Raw genomic sequence first — 14,107 nt, 5'->3', positions numbered from 1 at the left:
CGGCATCATCCGCTACGAAGGTCATCCATGCCCCACAGCCAAACCTCTGCACACCGCGACAGCCTGGTAGGCGCACGCCTCGCGCGCGGAGCATCGCCGTGGCTCCTTCCGACCGTCGCCACCGCAGCCCTCAGCCTGGCCCGCGCCCGCCGCTCGGGCGCCGCCAAGGCCGTCGCCGTGCCCGCCACCGCTCTCGCGGCGGGCATGCTGTGGTTCTTCCGCGACCCCGAGCGCGAGATCGCCCCCGGCCGGGTCATCTCGCCCGCCGACGGCGTGGTGCAGAGCATCATGCCGTGGAAGGACGGCCGCACCCGCGTCGCGATCTTCATGAGCCCGCTCAACGTGCACGTGAACCGCGCGCCGCTCGCCGGCACCGTGACGTCGGTCGAGCACATCCCCGGCGGCTTCGTTCCCGCGTTCAACAAGGAGAGCGAGAACAACGAGCGCGTAGTCTGGCATTTCGACACCGAACTCGGCGACATCGAGATGATCCAGATCGCCGGCGCGGTGGCCCGCCGCATCGTGCCGTACATCCCCGAGGGCACGAAGGTCGAGCAGGGCGACCGCATCGGTCTGATCCGCTTCGGCTCGCGTGTCGACCTCTACCTGCCCGAGGGTGTGGAGGTCGCGGTCGAGGTCGGACAGAAGACCGTGGCTGGGGTGACTCGCATTGACCGTGATTGATCCGGAGACCCAGGCGGGCTGGGTGCCCGAGGCCGACGACGTGGACGACGAGGAGGAGATGCCTCTTTCTCTCCGCCTGTCGATAGCGGACACCCTCACCCTGGGCAACGCCACCTGCGGGTTCATGGCGGTGTACTTCACCACCACCGGCATCCTGATCCCGCACCTCACCGGCAGCCAGGAATCCGGAATGGGCCGCCACAGCGCGGCCACGGCGGTCATCCTGATGCTCTGCGCGGCGGTCTTCGACCTGTTCGACGGCCTGGTCGCGCGGAAGCTGCGCTCCTCCCCGATGGGCGCGGAGCTGGACAACCTCTCGGACCTGATCAGCTTCGGCCTGGCACCCGCGTACTTCGTCCTCGTCTACGGCATGGTCGCCGACGACGCGCACCAGAGAGTGGCGGCGCTGGGGGCGATCGTGGTGCTCCTCGCGGTGGTGCTCAGGCTGGCGCGGTTCAGCTGCGTGACGGTGAAGGACGGCACGTTCCAGGGCATGCCCTCGCCGTTCGGCGCGCTGACGGTCGTCTCGATCGTCCTGCTGGAGCTGCCCTTCGTGGCCACCCTGCTGGCGATCCTGGGCACCGCGTGGCTGATGGTGAGCCGCGTCGAGTACCCGAAGCCGCGCGGCCGCCTCGCCGGGGCGATGCTCTCCTGGATCGTCCTGTCGATGGGACTCCTGGCCGCCTGGGCCTTCGACGCCCCGAGCGGACAGCTGCTCCTGCAGACCGGCTGCGCGCTGCAGCTCGTCATGGGCGCGGTGATCCCGCTGTTCGCCACGGCCCGCCGGGTGAACAACTTCCGTGACAACCGCCGCGAGTCGCGGGCGGCCCAGCTGCCCTAGCGCCCTCGCCGGCACCGACGGGTGTGGCCCGAGTCCTGAGGATTCGGGCCACACCCGTTTCGGCGTGGAGGAAACAGTGGTGCGAGAACCGCGAGGTGCGGCGCCTCACCGGCGGCAGCCGCTTCCAGGACTTCGACGGTGAGCCGACCCCCGCGGTGACGGGTCAGTCCAGCAGATCCCGCGCGATCCGCTCCGCGACCCGCTCCAGGATCGGCCCCGCGTCCGCGATGCACTTCGCGACGTCCGGCTCGACGGACGTCAGCGGGTACGCCCGGCCGATCCCGGCCCGCCGCAGCGCCTCCTCGGGCAGGGCGAGCCGCCCGCACACCGCGACGACCTCCTTACCGGCCGCGCGGGCCGCGGCGGCGACCCCCGCCGGAGCCTTGCCGTGCAGCGTCTGCTCGTCCAGCGAACCCTCACCCGTGATCACCAGCGAGGCGCGCTCCAGCGCCGGCGCGAAGCCCAGCACGTCCAACATGACCTCGATGCCGGGGCGGAACCGGGCGCCGAGCAGGAGGGCGCCGTAGCCGATGCCGCCGGCCGCCCCCGCGCCGGGAGCCGCCGCGAAGTCGCCGGCACGCGGGCCCACGGTGGTCTCCAGCACCTCGGCGAAGCGGGCGAGCGCGGCGTCCAGGGCCGCCACGTCGTCCGGGGTGGCGCCCTTCTGCGGGCCGTACACCGCGGGCGCGCCCTTCGGTCCGGTCAGCGGGTTGTCGACGTCGCTGGCGAGGACCAGTTCCACCGAGTCCAGGCGCGGGTCGAGCCCGGACAGGTCGGCCCGCGCCACCGCGGCGAGACCGCCGCCGCCCGGCGGCACCGGCTCCCCGTCGGCGTCCAGGAACCGCGCGCCCAGCGCCGACAGCATCCCGGCACCGCCGTCCGTCGTGGCGCTGCCGCCGACGCCGAACACGATCGTCCGCGCGCCCGCGTCCAGCGCGGCGCGCAGCAGTTCACCCGAGCCGTAAGTCGAGGCGGTCAGCGGCGCGAACACCCCGGCCGGCAGCCGCTGCAGCCCGCTCGCCTCGGCCATCTCCACGACCGCGGTGCCGCCGCGCAGCGCGTACGTGGCGGTGACCTCCTGCCCGAGCGGCCCCGCCACCCGGACCTCACGGCGTTCGAAGCCGGCCGCGACGGCCGCGTCCACCGTGCCGTCGCCGCCGTCGGCCACCGGCAGCGCCTCGACCTCGAGACCGGGCACGACCCGGCGCAGCCCGGCCGTGACCCGCTCGGCGACCCCCACGGCCGTCAGCGAGCCCTTGAACTTGTCCGCGGCGATGAGCACCCGACGGGTCCCGTTCACTGCAGCGTCCGCCACCTTGCATTCCCCTTGCTCTCCGGGCCCCGCGCACGTCGGGGCCAGTCGCGCCGCTGCGACCCTAACCGCAGGACGTCCGCGCCGCCATGCCCTGCCCGAACCGTGGGAACGACCGGGAGGCGGCCGGGGAAAGCGGGTAGGCACCAGCCATGAGTGACCTCGACAACGGGCCGGACCTCGCCGACCGCGTCCACGGCGGCTGGCTCGGCCGGATCGCGGGCAACATGCTCGGCAAGCCGGTCGAGCAGGGCGAGGTGTGGACGCGCGAGCGCATCGACCGCTATCTGCGCCGGGCGGACGCCCTGCCGCTCACCGACTACCTGCCCGAGCCCGCCGACCCGGCCGACACCGCCGTGCTGCGACCCGAGTGGCGCCAGTGCGTGCGCGGCCGCGTCCACGGAAGCTGCCGGGACGACGACGTCGACTACGCGATCCTCGGCCTGCACCTGCTGGAGACCCACGGTTTCGGCTTCAGCACCGAGCAGGTCGGCGACCTGTGGCTGCTCGGGCTGCCGTACCTGCAGACCTTCACCGCGGAACGGGCCGCGTACCGCAATCTCGCGAACGGTCTGAAGCCGCCGCTGACGGCGACGTACGACAACCCGTACCAGGAGTGGATCGGCGCCCTGATCCGGGCCGACGTGCACGGCTGGACCTGCCCCGGCGACCCGCGCCGCGCGGCCTCGCTGGCCCGCCGGGACGCGGTGCTGTCGCACACCGGCAACGGCGTCTACGGCGCGATGTGGGCGGCCGCGCTGATCTCCGCGGCGTTCACCGCGCCGGACGTGCGCGACGCGCTGGAGAGCGCCCTGGCCGTGATCCCGGCGAGCAGCAGGCTGGCCCGTACCGTGCGCCGGGTGATGTCCCTGCACGGCGCCCGCCTGTCCTGGGAGGAGACCCTGGGCACGGTGTCCGAGGAGACCGCCGGGCTCGGCTGGATCCACACCGTCCCCAACGCGGCCGTCCTGACCGCCGGGCTGCTGTACGGCGACGGCGACTTCACCCGGACCATCGCCCTCACCGTCCGCGGCGGTCTGGACACCGACTCCAACGGCGCTACGGCCGGTTCGGTGGCCGGGGTGATGACCGGCGCGGCCGCGATCCCCGCCCAGTGGACCGAGCCGCTCCAGGACACGGTGCGCAGTGCTGTGTTCGGCTTCGACGGGGTGCGGATCAGTGCGCTGGCCGAACGCACCGTGCGCCTCGCGACTGCCGGGCCTTAGGGCCTCTCGATCCGGTTACCCTTCCTGGATGGCCAGCACCGACACCTTCGCCGCGTACATCGCGAGCCTGCCCCGAGTCCTCGCCGCGGCCGCCGCGCTCTTCCGGGACTCCGAGGGGCGGGTGCTGCTCGTCGAGCCCAACTACCGCGAGGGGTGGGCGCTTCCGGGCGGGACCGTCGAGTCCGACGACGGGGAGACCCCGCGCCAGGGCGCCCGCCGCGAGACGCTCGAGGAGATCGGCCTTGACCGGGAACTCGGCCGGCTGCTGGCGGTGGACTGGGTGCACGGCACGGGACGGCCGCCGCTGGTGGCGTACCTGTACGACGGCGGAGTCCTCACCGGGGCGGAGTTCGACGCCATCCGGCTGCAGGAGGAGGAACTGCTGTCCTGGCGCCTGGTGCCCGTCGAGGACCTCCCCGGCCACCTGCCCGGCGCCCTCGGCCGCCGGGTGCTGGCGGCGCTGGACGTCCTGGCGGAGGACGCCGGCACGGCGGAGCTGGAGAACGGCCACCGGGTCGCCTGAGGGTCAGCCCTCCGGGTCCCGGGGCCTGGCGTCCACGTCGCGCAGCGCCTCCTCGCGCTCGGCGACGCGCGCCTCGGTGCGGTGCCCGCGCTCGATGTAGTCGCGGACCACGAGTTCCACGGCGTCCTGCGGGTTGCCGACCCCCGCGAGCACCATGACCTCGACGACGAGCCGGGCGTCGAGCGAGACGGTCACCTTGGCCATGCCAGGACGCTAACAGCCCGCGCCCGTCGCCGGGTCCGTACCCGGAGATATCCGCTCGCGGTGCCCTCGATCGCCGTCCTACCCTCGGCCGCATGACCAAGCCCCTTGTCGCCCTGCTGAGCGGGGCCGGTATCTCCACCGATTCCGGCATCCCCGACTACCGCGGCCCCAACGGGCTGTGGCGGCGGGATCCGGAGGCGGAGAAGCTCGTCACCTACGACTACTACATGGGCGACCCGGAGATCCGGCGGCGCTCGTGGCGGATGCGGCGCCGCAACGAGGCACTGGGCGCCGAGCCGAACGCCGCGCACCGGGCCGTGGCCGGGCTGGAGCACTCCGGGGTGCCGGTCAGGGTCATCACGCAGAACGTGGACGGGCTGCACCAGCTCGCCGGCCTGCCCGCCCGCAAGGTGCTGGAGCTGCACGGCACCGCGCGGAGCGTGGTGTGCACCCGGTGCCATGCCCGGGGGCCGATGGAGGACGCCCTCGCCCGCGTCGAGGCCGGTGAGGACGACCCGCCGTGCCTGAAGTGCGGCGGCGTCCTGAAGCCGGCGACGGTGATGTTCGGCGAACGGCTCGACCCGGTCGTCCTGGGCGAGGCGGTCGCCATCACCAAGGCCTGCCGGATCTTCATCGCCGTCGGCACCAGTCTGCAGGTCCAGCCCGCGGCCGGCCTCGCGGGCGTCGCCGCCGACCACGGGGCGCGGCTGATCATCGTCAACGCCGAGCCGACACCGTACGACGATCTGGCCGACGAGGTCGTCCGCGAGCCGATCGGCACGGCGCTGCCGGCGCTGCTGGGCCGGCTGAGCGCGCCCGAGGAGGGTCGCGAACGGTCCCCCGACGGGCGCTAGAACAGGGCCGTTCCCCGTTCGAAGTCGAGCAGGCGGCGCTTGCGGTCGAGGCCGCCGCCGTAGCCGGTGAGGCCGCCGGCGGCACCGACGACCCGGTGGCAGGGCACGATGATGCCGATCGGGTTCCTGCCGTTGGCGAGGCCGACCGCGCGGGACGCCTTGGGGTTGCCCAGTTCGCCGGCGAGTTCGCCGTAGGAGCGGGTCTCGCCGTAGGGGATGCGGGTCAGCCGGTCCCAGACCCCGCGCTGGAAGACCGTCCCGGACAGGCGCAGTTCGAGGGTGAACTCCTTGAGCTGGCCGGCGAAGTAGGCGGAGAGCTGTTCCCCGGCCTCGGCGAAGGGGGTGTCGTCGGCGTCGCCGAAGGTCTCCCGCGGTGGGCGGTGCCGTTGCCCCGCCATGTAGAGGCCGCACAGGACGCCGTCCTCGGCGACGAGGGTCAGGGGCCCGTAGGGGCTGTCGATGACGGTGTGCTTCTTCATGGTGAAACTCCTCAGGCGGGCAGGAAGTTGATGGGGTGGCCGTCCGTCGCCCACAGGTACTGGACCGCGTAGGCCCGCCAGGGGCGCCAGGACTCGGCGCGGGCGGTGAGCGCGGCCGGGGTGGCGGGCAGGCCCAGTTCCCGGGCGGCGCGCCGGATCCCGAGGTCGGTGGGGAGGAAGGCGTCGGGGTCGCCGAGGGCCCGCATGGCGACGACGTCGGCCGTCCACGGGCCGAAGCCGGGCAGGCCGAGCAGGCGGGCCCGGGCCTCGGCCCAGTCCGACTCGACGCCCAGGTGCAGGGTTCCGTCGGCCAGTTGGCGTACCAGGGTGGTGAGGGTGGTGCGGCGGGTGCGGGGCATGGCCAGGGTCTCGGGGTCCACGGCGGCCAGTGCCTCGGGCGACGGGAAGAGATGGGTGAGGCCGCCCTCGGGGTCGTCCAGGGGCTTGCCGTGCGCGGTGACCAGGCGGGCCGCGTGGGTGCGGGCGGCGGCCGTGGAGACCTGCTGGCCGAGCACGGCACGGACGGCGAACTCGGCCTCGTCGACGGTGCGCGGCACCCGGCGGCCGGGCGCCCGGTCCACCAGCGGCGCGAGCAGCGGATCGGCGCGCAGCCGCTCGTCGACGGCGACGGGGTCGGCGTCCAGGTCGAGCATGCGCCGGCAGCGGCTGATGGCCACGGTCAGGTCGCGTGGGTCGCTGAGGGTGAGCCGGCAGGCGATGTGGTCGGGGCGCGGGGTGAGGGCGGCGATGCCGTGTCCGTACGGCAGCCGCAGCGTGCGCCGGTAGGCGCCGTCGCGCCACTCCTCCACGCCCGGTACGGCGGTGGCGGCGAGGTGGCCGAAGAGGTTGTCCGGGTTGAGCGGGGCACGGAACGGCAGCCGCAACGCGAGGGTGCCGGGGGTGCTCGCCGCGCGGTTTCCCGGCACCCGGGCGCGCAGCTCGCTCGGGGAGAGGGCGAAGACCTCGCGGACGGTGTCGTTGAAGGCCCGGACGGAGGAGAAGCCGGCCGCGAAGGCGATCTCCGCCATGGGCAGCGGGGTCGTCTCGATGAGCAGCCGCGCGGTCTGGGCGCGCTGCGCCCGGGCCAGGGCGAGGGGCCCGGCGCCCAGCTCGGCGAGGAGCTGGCGTTCCACCTGCCGTGAGCTGTAGCCGAGCCGGGCGGCCAGTCCGGGGACGCCCTCGCGGTCCACGACCCCGTCGGCGATCAGCCGCATCGCCCGGGCCACCAGGTCGGCGCGCAGGTTCCACTCCGGGGAGCCGGGGCTGGTGTCGGGGCGGCAGCGCTTGCAGGCCCGGAACCCGGCCTGCTGGCAGGCCGCCGCGCTCGGCAGGAACGTCATGTTCTCCGCCTTGGGCGGAACGGCCGGACAGCTCGGCCGGCAGTAGATGCGGGTGGTCAGGACGGCCGTGAAGAACCATCCGTCGAACCGCGCGTCCTTGGACCGCACGGCGCGTACGCAGCGCTCCCGGTCGAGGTGCATCCCTGTCTGCCCTGTCTGCCCTGTCTGCATGGCTCAAGGATCGGACACCACGGGGGCCGCTCGCTGGCGGGAATCCGACACGTACGTCGCGGTGGCCAGGGAACCGCCGAATCGCCCCGGGGTCCCGGGGGTGGTCAGCCCGTCCGCTCCCCGTGCCGGAACCGGGCTATCCACTCGGACGTGGCCCGCAGCCCGCCGAAGGTGTAGAAGTGCACCTTCACCCTGCCGTGCCGGGCCGGGTCGTGGTGCCGGGCTAGGGCGCGCAGGAAGCGGTCGGGGCCGGCCGTGCCCATGAGGTTGGTCAGCGAGAAGCCGTACTTGCGGGCCACGGAGGCGCTGGTGGCGACGCCGAAGCGGGTGGCGTAGGTCATCAGCCGGCGCACGCCGGCGGGGCCGGGTACGCCGATGCGGACCGGCAGGGCGACGCCCCGGGCACGGACGGCCTCCAGCCAGCCGAGCACCGGGTCGACGTCGAATCCGAACTGGGTGATGACGTCGCCCTTGAGCCGCTCGGCGTCGAGGGCCGCCGACTTGTCGGTGAGCGCCGCCCAGAGCGAGGGGTCGGTGATCGCGGGGTGGCCCTCCGGGTAGCCGCTGATGCCGATGTGGCGCACGCCGTGCCGCTGGAGCAGCCCGGTGCGGATGACGGAGAGTGCGTCCGGGTACGGGCCCTCGGGGCGGGCGGGGTCGCCGCCGACCACGAACACGTTCTCGGCGGTGCCGTCCGCGGCCAGGCCGGCCAGGAACTCCTCCAGGTGGGCCCGGGAGGGCAGGCGGCGGGCGGAGATGTGCGGCACCGGGACGAAGCCGAGCCGCTTGACCGCGCGCGCCGCGGCCAGCCGCGTGGCGAGGTCCTCGCCCGCCAGGAAGGTGACGTTGATCCGCGTGCCCCGCGGGATGCTGTGGCGCGCCTCCTCCAGCTTCGGCACGTCCTTGCCGGTCATCTCCAGCGAGAAGTCGTCCAGCAGCGAGGCGCCCACCGCGGGCGCGGCGGTGAGACCGGGGTTCATCGTGCTCCTCGTGCGGCTCCTGCCACCGCTTTCGGTATCGGTCCTGACCGGGGCCGATGATGTCACGCGCGGTGCGGGCGGCGCGGAGCAGGGGGGCGCCCGGGGTCCGGGACCGGCGGTTCCGACTCGGTTTCCGCCCCGGTTCCCGACTCGGTTTCCGCCCCGGTTCCCGACTCGGTTTCCGCCGCGGTTCCCGGCGCGGTTTCCGCCCCGGTTCCCGGCGCGGTGCCGGCCGTCGCGGCCCCGGCCGCCGTGCGGCTCGGCGCGCGGGGCAGGCGGGCCGCCGCGACGAGGCCGCCGAGGCCGATCACGCCGAGGGTGATCATCGCGGCGGCGTAGGCGCCCGTGGTGAGCCCGGCCACGAGGATGGTGCCGGCGATGGCGGTGCCGAAGGACGAGCCGAGGTTGGACACGCTGCGCGACAGCCCCGAGATCTCGCCCTGCCGCTCCTCCGGGAAGCTCGACTGGACGACGTTCACCGACGGGGTCAGCATGACGCCGAGTCCCAGCCCGATGAGCAGCAGCCCGGGTACGAAGGCCCAGGCGGTGGAGAAGGCGGCGACCAGGGCGACCAGGACCGCCACGCCCGCGACGGAGAGCGCGAAGCCGGTCATGATCAGTGTCCGCTGCGACCGCCGCTCGGCCAGCCGCTCGGCGGCCAGCGAGGTCAGCAGCAGCCCGAGGGTGGCCGCCGTGAAGATCACCCCGGTCTGGATGGCGTCGTAGCCGCGGACCACCTGGAGGTAGGCGGCCACCGTGAAGGACGTGCCCATGAGCAGCAGCCACTGGACGTTCTGCGTGATGAGCCCGAGGTTGGAGGTGCGGTCGCGGAACAGGCTCAGCGAGAGCAGCGGCTCGCGGCCGGCCCGTTCCTTCGCTCGTGTGGAGCGGAAGAACCAGACGAGTACGAGGCCGCCCAGGACGAGCAGGGCGATCATCAGCCGGACGTCGTTGTCCGCCGCCAGGATGCCCATGACGATCAGTACCAGACCGGCGGCCGACAGGACCGCTCCCCCGGTGTCGAACGCGCGGTGCGGGTCCGGGGGCAGGGGGTCCTCGATCCCGCGGCTCAGCCACACGATCAGCGCGATGACCAGCGCCTGGAACACGAAGGCCGCGCGCCAGCTGATGCCGGTGGTGATGAGCCCGCCGATCAGCGGGCCCGCCGCCGCTCCGATGCCGCCCAGCGCCATGATCACCCCGAAGGCCCGGGCGCGGGAGGTGACGTCGGGGTACAGCAGCGTGGTGAGGATGTAGACCGGCGGGATCAGCAGGGCGGTGCCGACGCCCTCGAGGATCGAGTTGCCGAGGATGAGGACACCGAGTCCCGGTGCCACGGCGCACAGCAGCGCGCCCACCGCGTAGACGACGAGACCCGCCAGGAAGCACCGCTTGCGGCCGTAGCGGTCGGTGATCTTGCCGCCGGGGATCATCAGTGCGGCCATGACCAGCAGGAACAGGGTGATGGAGACCTGCACCCCCTGGACCGTGGTGTCCAGGTCCTTGCTGATGTCGTTGATCATCACGTTCATGTTGGAGCCGGCGAAGCTGCAGATGAACTGGGCGAGTGCCAGCGCGGCGAGGATCCGCCGCTCCCCCGGCGGGGCCTTCTCCGGCACTGGCTGGTCAGTCACCTTCGGTGTCTCCGTCCGTGGCTTCGGGCGGCACCTTGAAGCCGTGGACGCCGGGGTGCCGGGTGCCGCCGTCGCTCGGCATCGTGCTCGCACGGCCCAGTTCCTCGTCGAGCGCCATGGCGGCGGTCACGAGCGAGAGGTGGGTGAACGCCTGCGGGAAGTTGCCGAGTTGCTCGCCCGAGGGGCCGATCTCCTCGGCGAACAGGCCGACATGGTTGGCGTAGGTGAGCATCTTGTCGAAGGCGTGCCGGGCCTGCAGGAGCCGGCCGGAGCGGGCGAGCGCCTCGACGTAGAGGAAGCTGCAGAGGTTGAACGTGCCCTCGGAGCCGCGCAGTCCGTCGGGGGACGCGGCGGGGTCGTACCGGTAGACAAGGCTGTCGCTGACCAGTTCCTCGTCCATGGCGTCCAGGGTGCTGATCCAGTCCGGGTCGTGCGGGGAGAGGAAGCCGACCCGGGGCATCAGCAGCAGCGAGGCGTCCAGCACGTCGGTGTCGTAGTGCTGCACGAAGGCCTTCCGCTTCTCGTGCCAGCCGCGCTCGGTGATCTGCTCGAAGACCGCGTCGCGGGCGGCGGTCCAGCGCGCGATGTCGGCCGGGCGGGAGAACTCGGTGGCCGCGCGGATGCCCCGGTCGAACGCCACCCAGGCCATGAGCCGGCTGTAGGTGAAGTTCTGCCGGCCCCCGCGGGTCTCCCAGATGCCCTCGTCGGGCCGGTCCCAGTTGTCCGCCAGCCAGTCCAGCACGCCGCTCAGCGCCTTCCAGCCCCGTATCGCGCCGACGTCCCGGCCGACCACGAAGGCGTCGGAGGCCTCGCCGTAGATGTCGAGCTGGAGCTGGTCGGCGGCCGCGTTGCCCGCCCGTACCGGCCGTGACCCCAGATAGCCCTCCAGGTGGTCGAGGGTCTCCTCGGTCAGATGGGGGTCGCCGTCCACCCGGTACATGATCTGCAGGGGGTCGCCGGAGGCGGTGCCGCCGGCCTCGACGCGGTCGCGCAGCCAGCGGCGGAAGGCGTGTGCCTCCTCCACGAAGCCCAGATCGATCAGGGTCTTGACGGACAGGGAGGCGTCCCGGACCCAGGTGTAGCGGTAGTCCCAGTTGCGCTCACCGCCGGCCTGCTCGGGCAGTCCCATGGTGGCCGCGGCGACGGGTGCCCCCGTCGGCGCGTACGTGAGCAGCTTGAGGGTGATCGCCGAGCGGTTGACCACTTCCTGCCAGCGACCGCGGTAGGTGCAGGACCGCAGCCAGGACAGCCAGAAGCCGCGGCACTGTTCCAGGTCGTCGGCGACGCCGGACAGGGACGGCACCTCAGGGGCCGGGGCTCCGTCAGCCGCGGTGGTCAGTACGACGGAGGCGGCCTGCCCCGCGGAGAGGGTGAAGCGGGCGGTGACGTCGTCGCCGTCGGCCCGCAGCGTGATGCCGCCTGTGGTCTGGACGTGCAGGTCCGTGCCCGGGCCCCGCAGGACGGCCGCGTGGCCGTCCCTGAGGGCGAGGGTGTGCGGGGCGCGCCCGTAGTCGAAGCGCGGCCGGCAGGTGAGGACGAAGGGCAGGGTGCCCCGCACCACCCGGGCGATCCTGATCAGACGGTGCCGGTCGGTGGGCTCCGGCGAGTCGACGGGGACCATGAAGTCGGCGACCTCGCCGACACCGCCGGGCCCCAGGAACCGGGTGACCAGGATCGCCGTGTCGGACAGGTAGAGCTGACGCACCGACATCCCGTCGCCGTCAGGATGCTCCGCCGCCAGCCGGCAGTGACCGCCGCGCTCGCTGTCCAGAAGCGAGGCGAAGACGCTGGGCGAGTCGAAACGGGGGGTGCACCACCAGTCGACGGTTCCACCGGACGAGACCAGGGCCGCCGTCTGGAGGTCACCCACCATGCCGTGCTCCGCGATGGGCGGATACCTGTCCATACGTCCTCCTCGCCGACCGGTGGCGGGCCGTGGGCCTGGTGCTACGGCATCGCGGAGGCGTCGTCACGCTTGACGACGCACAGGGCCCAGATGATGAAGCCGGACAGCGCGATCATCACGACCGACCAGACCGGGTAGTACGGCATGGACAGGAAGTTGGCGATGATGACGAGCCCGGCGATGGCCACGCCGGCGACCCGTGCCCACGTCGACGGCGCGAACAGACCGAAGCTGACGGCCACCGCGATCACACCGAGGACCAGGTGGATCCAGCCCCAGCTGGTGAGGTCGAACTTGAAGACGTAGTTGGGGGTCGCGACGAAGACGTCGTCCTGGGCGATCGCCATGATGCCGCGGAACAGGCTGAGCAGCCCGGCGATCATGAGCATGATGCCCGCGAAGGCGGTGAGGCCACCGGCCCACTGCTGCTTGGCGGTCCGGGTGTGCGTGCTGGTGCGCGGTGCGGTCATGCCAATGCCTCCATTCGTTGTGGTGGGGGGTGCTCAGCGTCCGGACGAGGTCGGTACGCCGCCAGCGGGCTGCTGCGACGTCCCGGCGCCGGTGCTCGTGCCGGTCCCCGTGCCGGTGCCGCCGCCGCTGAGGACCAGTTCCTTCGCCCTGCGGAACTCGTCGTCGCTGATGTCGCCGCGCGAGCGCATCTCGGACAGCTTGGCGAGTTCGTCGGCGCTGCTCCTCCGGTCCGCGCTGCCCTGCGCGGTCTCCCGGACGTAGGAGTCGAACGCGGCCTGCTGCGCGCGTGCCTGCTCCATCTCCCGCTTCCCCATGCCCTTGCCGCGGGCGATCAGGTAGATGAGGACGCCCAGGAAGGGCAGCACGATCACGAAGAGCGTCCAGCCGGCCTTGGCCCAGCCGTTCATGCCGTCGTCGCGGAAGATGTCGACGATGATCCGGAACAGCAGGACGAACCACATGATCCACAGGAAGAACACCAGCATCGTCCAGAAGGCGCTCAGCAGTGGATAGTCGTACGCGAGGTAGGTCTGCGCGCTCATTTCTCTCCTCAGTCCGGAGCTCCGGCCTGTCGTGGCCGACCGGGCCGGTGTGTGCCGATCCCAGAGTGCGGGGGGCGGGGCGGGGTGGCCTCACCCGAGGCGGGTGATCGTGGCCGGTGCGTTACCGCCGTCCGGCGGTAGGCGCAGTCGCGGGCCGGGACCGTCCGGCGGCCGCACGGCGGCGGGCCGGAGCCGCGCGGCGGGGCACCCCGCCGGGTGTCTCATGAGGCGCTCGGCGGGACGGCCTGTGCGGTGGCCGCCCTGCGCAGCGCGGACCGCCAGGCGAGCGCGACCGCGAGTTCGACCAGACCCAGCAGCACGAGCCACAGCCCGAGCAGCCGGGTCAGCGCCCGCGCCGACTCGGTGGGCAGGACCAGCACCACGATCCCGGCGACGATGCCGAGCAGCGCGGCGCCGAGGACCACCCCGCGGTGCGGCAGGTCCTCGGCGGAGATCGCGGTGTAGAGCGTGAGGATGCCGGACGCCAGCCAGGCGAGTCCGACGATCAGCGACAGCGCGGCGATGGTCTGCAGCGGGTTGCGCAGGCAGAGCACCCCGGCCAGGACGAACAGCAGCGCGATGAGCAGCGCGGGCAGCCGTTCCCCGGCTCCCTCCCGGGAGAAGGCCGTCACGAACCGCAGCGCGCCGATGAGCAACAGGTAGAGGCCGATGAGAACGGCCAGGATGTGCAGGGTCTCGTCCGGCCAGACGAGGATCAGGACACCCGGAACCAGCGTCACGAGCGCCGACCCCAGGATCCAGAGCCACGACCGGGCGAGGCCCGTCATGGCCTCCCCCGGTCCGTGGCCCGGTCCCGCGGCCGCCCCGCCGAACGCATGCGACGGTCCGGTGCCCGGTGTCGTACCACGCGACTCGGTCATGGCTCCTCCTCGCGCGACGGACGGGGCGTCTCCGGTACCGCCAGGCGGGGCGGCGCGCG

General features: G+C 73.0%; 15 protein-coding genes. 5 read left to right on the top strand and 10 right to left on the bottom strand.

Going from position 1 to position 14,107, the window contains the following annotated elements; all coding sequences use genetic code 11:
* Positions 1 to 27: 27 nt before the first annotated feature.
* The gene (locus ACZ6B1_RS00590) at positions 28 to 684 is read left to right on the top strand and encodes a phosphatidylserine decarboxylase (RefSeq protein ID WP_250400346.1); all 657 of its coding nucleotides are present in this window, start codon (positions 28 to 30) and stop codon (positions 682 to 684) included.
* A gap of 22 nt (positions 685 to 706) precedes the next feature.
* Positions 707 to 1,525, top strand: a complete 819-nt coding sequence (gene pssA / locus ACZ6B1_RS00585; RefSeq protein ID WP_468775984.1) for a CDP-diacylglycerol--serine O-phosphatidyltransferase — start codon at positions 707 to 709, stop codon at positions 1,523 to 1,525.
* A 163-nt stretch (positions 1,526 to 1,688) separates the two neighbouring features.
* Here pssA and ACZ6B1_RS00580 read toward each other — a convergent pair whose 3' ends face one another.
* Complete coding sequence (locus ACZ6B1_RS00580) at positions 1,689 to 2,825, bottom strand: glycerate kinase (protein WP_468775983.1); 1,137 nt, start codon at positions 2,823 to 2,825, stop codon at positions 1,689 to 1,691.
* A gap of 164 nt (positions 2,826 to 2,989) precedes the next feature.
* Between ACZ6B1_RS00580 and ACZ6B1_RS00575 the strand changes: the two genes are divergently transcribed.
* Positions 2,990 to 4,063 carry an ADP-ribosylglycohydrolase family protein gene (locus tag ACZ6B1_RS00575; RefSeq protein ID WP_468773611.1) on the top strand — a complete coding sequence of 358 codons (1,074 nt, stop codon included), beginning with the start codon at positions 2,990 to 2,992 and terminating at the stop codon, positions 4,061 to 4,063.
* Positions 4,064 to 4,091: 28 nt separating this feature from the next.
* Positions 4,092 to 4,586 (top strand): NUDIX domain-containing protein, encoded by a 495-nt coding sequence (locus ACZ6B1_RS00570; protein ID WP_468773609.1) that lies wholly within the window; start codon positions 4,092 to 4,094, stop codon positions 4,584 to 4,586.
* Positions 4,587 to 4,589: 3 nt separating this feature from the next.
* Here the strand turns inward: ACZ6B1_RS00570 and ACZ6B1_RS00565 are convergent, their stop codons facing one another.
* Positions 4,590 to 4,790: a DUF2191 domain-containing protein gene (locus ACZ6B1_RS00565; RefSeq protein WP_468773607.1), complete on the bottom strand. Its 201-nt coding sequence runs from the start codon at positions 4,788 to 4,790 to the stop codon at positions 4,590 to 4,592.
* Between the two features lie 92 nt (positions 4,791 to 4,882).
* On the opposite strand from ACZ6B1_RS00565, the gene ACZ6B1_RS00560 reads away from it, so the two are divergent.
* Positions 4,883 to 5,644, top strand: a complete 762-nt coding sequence (locus ACZ6B1_RS00560) for an SIR2 family NAD-dependent protein deacylase (protein WP_468773605.1) — start codon at positions 4,883 to 4,885, stop codon at positions 5,642 to 5,644.
* Here ACZ6B1_RS00560 and ACZ6B1_RS00555 read toward each other — a convergent pair.
* From ACZ6B1_RS00555 to ACZ6B1_RS00520, 8 genes are all read right to left on the bottom strand, one after another.
* Positions 5,641 to 6,123: a methylated-DNA--[protein]-cysteine S-methyltransferase gene (locus ACZ6B1_RS00555; RefSeq protein ID WP_468773603.1), complete on the bottom strand. Its 483-nt coding sequence runs from the start codon at positions 6,121 to 6,123 to the stop codon at positions 5,641 to 5,643. The genes ACZ6B1_RS00560 and ACZ6B1_RS00555 overlap by 4 nt on opposite strands.
* Before the next feature lie 11 nt (positions 6,124 to 6,134).
* Positions 6,135 to 7,604 (bottom strand): AlkA N-terminal domain-containing protein, encoded by a 1,470-nt coding sequence (locus ACZ6B1_RS00550; RefSeq protein ID WP_468775982.1) that lies wholly within the window; start codon positions 7,602 to 7,604, stop codon positions 6,135 to 6,137.
* A 134-nt stretch (positions 7,605 to 7,738) separates the two neighbouring features.
* Positions 7,739 to 8,614 carry a methylenetetrahydrofolate reductase gene (locus ACZ6B1_RS00545; protein WP_468773601.1) on the bottom strand — a complete coding sequence of 292 codons (876 nt, stop codon included), beginning with the start codon at positions 8,612 to 8,614 and terminating at the stop codon, positions 7,739 to 7,741.
* Positions 8,615 to 8,676: 62 nt separating this feature from the next.
* Positions 8,677 to 10,248, bottom strand: coding sequence for an MFS transporter (locus ACZ6B1_RS00540; RefSeq protein ID WP_468773600.1), 1,572 nt, complete (start codon positions 10,246 to 10,248; stop codon positions 8,677 to 8,679).
* Positions 10,241 to 12,154, bottom strand: a complete 1,914-nt coding sequence (locus tag ACZ6B1_RS00535) for a glycoside hydrolase family 15 protein (RefSeq protein WP_468773597.1) — start codon at positions 12,152 to 12,154, stop codon at positions 10,241 to 10,243. Before ACZ6B1_RS00535 ends, ACZ6B1_RS00540 begins: the two co-directional genes overlap by 8 nt.
* A gap of 41 nt (positions 12,155 to 12,195) precedes the next feature.
* Positions 12,196 to 12,624: a DUF7144 family membrane protein gene (locus ACZ6B1_RS00530; protein WP_468773595.1), complete on the bottom strand. Its 429-nt coding sequence runs from the start codon at positions 12,622 to 12,624 to the stop codon at positions 12,196 to 12,198.
* Between the two features lie 33 nt (positions 12,625 to 12,657).
* Positions 12,658 to 13,167: an SHOCT domain-containing protein gene (locus ACZ6B1_RS00525; RefSeq protein ID WP_468773594.1), complete on the bottom strand. Its 510-nt coding sequence runs from the start codon at positions 13,165 to 13,167 to the stop codon at positions 12,658 to 12,660.
* 221 nt (positions 13,168 to 13,388) lie between these two features.
* Positions 13,389 to 14,048 (bottom strand): HdeD family acid-resistance protein, encoded by a 660-nt coding sequence (locus ACZ6B1_RS00520; RefSeq protein ID WP_468773592.1) that lies wholly within the window; start codon positions 14,046 to 14,048, stop codon positions 13,389 to 13,391.
* Positions 14,049 to 14,107 lie beyond the last annotated feature (59 nt).

The organism is Streptomyces sp. NPDC041129 (assembly GCF_055592265.1).
Note: the sequence above shows the minus strand (reverse complement) of the source record. Positions and strands in the feature narration are given on the sequence as shown.

What these genes read in the sequence shown, in the direction of transcription:
- ACZ6B1_RS00555 (WP_468773603.1), bottom strand. Translation starts at nt 6,123, where the DNA reads ATGAAGAAGCACACCGTCATCGACAGCCCCTACGGGCCCCTGACCCTC.
- ACZ6B1_RS00545 (WP_468773601.1), bottom strand. Translation starts at nt 8,614, where the DNA reads ATGAACCCCGGTCTCACCGCCGCGCCCGCGGTGGGCGCCTCGCTGCTG.
- ACZ6B1_RS00570 (WP_468773609.1), top strand. Translation starts at nt 4,092, where the DNA reads ATGGCCAGCACCGACACCTTCGCCGCGTACATCGCGAGCCTGCCCCGA.
- ACZ6B1_RS00535 (WP_468773597.1), bottom strand. Translation starts at nt 12,154, where the DNA reads ATGGACAGGTATCCGCCCATCGCGGAGCACGGCATGGTGGGTGACCTC.
- ACZ6B1_RS00530 (WP_468773595.1), bottom strand. Translation starts at nt 12,624, where the DNA reads ATGACCGCACCGCGCACCAGCACGCACACCCGGACCGCCAAGCAGCAG.
- ACZ6B1_RS00565 (WP_468773607.1), bottom strand. Translation starts at nt 4,790, where the DNA reads ATGGCCAAGGTGACCGTCTCGCTCGACGCCCGGCTCGTCGTCGAGGTC.
- ACZ6B1_RS00520 (WP_468773592.1), bottom strand. Translation starts at nt 14,048, where the DNA reads ATGACCGAGTCGCGTGGTACGACACCGGGCACCGGACCGTCGCATGCG.
- ACZ6B1_RS00575 (WP_468773611.1), top strand. Translation starts at nt 2,990, where the DNA reads ATGAGTGACCTCGACAACGGGCCGGACCTCGCCGACCGCGTCCACGGC.
- ACZ6B1_RS00525 (WP_468773594.1), bottom strand. Translation starts at nt 13,167, where the DNA reads ATGAGCGCGCAGACCTACCTCGCGTACGACTATCCACTGCTGAGCGCC.
- ACZ6B1_RS00590 (WP_250400346.1), top strand. Translation starts at nt 28, where the DNA reads ATGCCCCACAGCCAAACCTCTGCACACCGCGACAGCCTGGTAGGCGCA.
- ACZ6B1_RS00560 (WP_468773605.1), top strand. Translation starts at nt 4,883, where the DNA reads ATGACCAAGCCCCTTGTCGCCCTGCTGAGCGGGGCCGGTATCTCCACC.
- ACZ6B1_RS00550 (WP_468775982.1), bottom strand. Translation starts at nt 7,604, where the DNA reads ATGCACCTCGACCGGGAGCGCTGCGTACGCGCCGTGCGGTCCAAGGAC.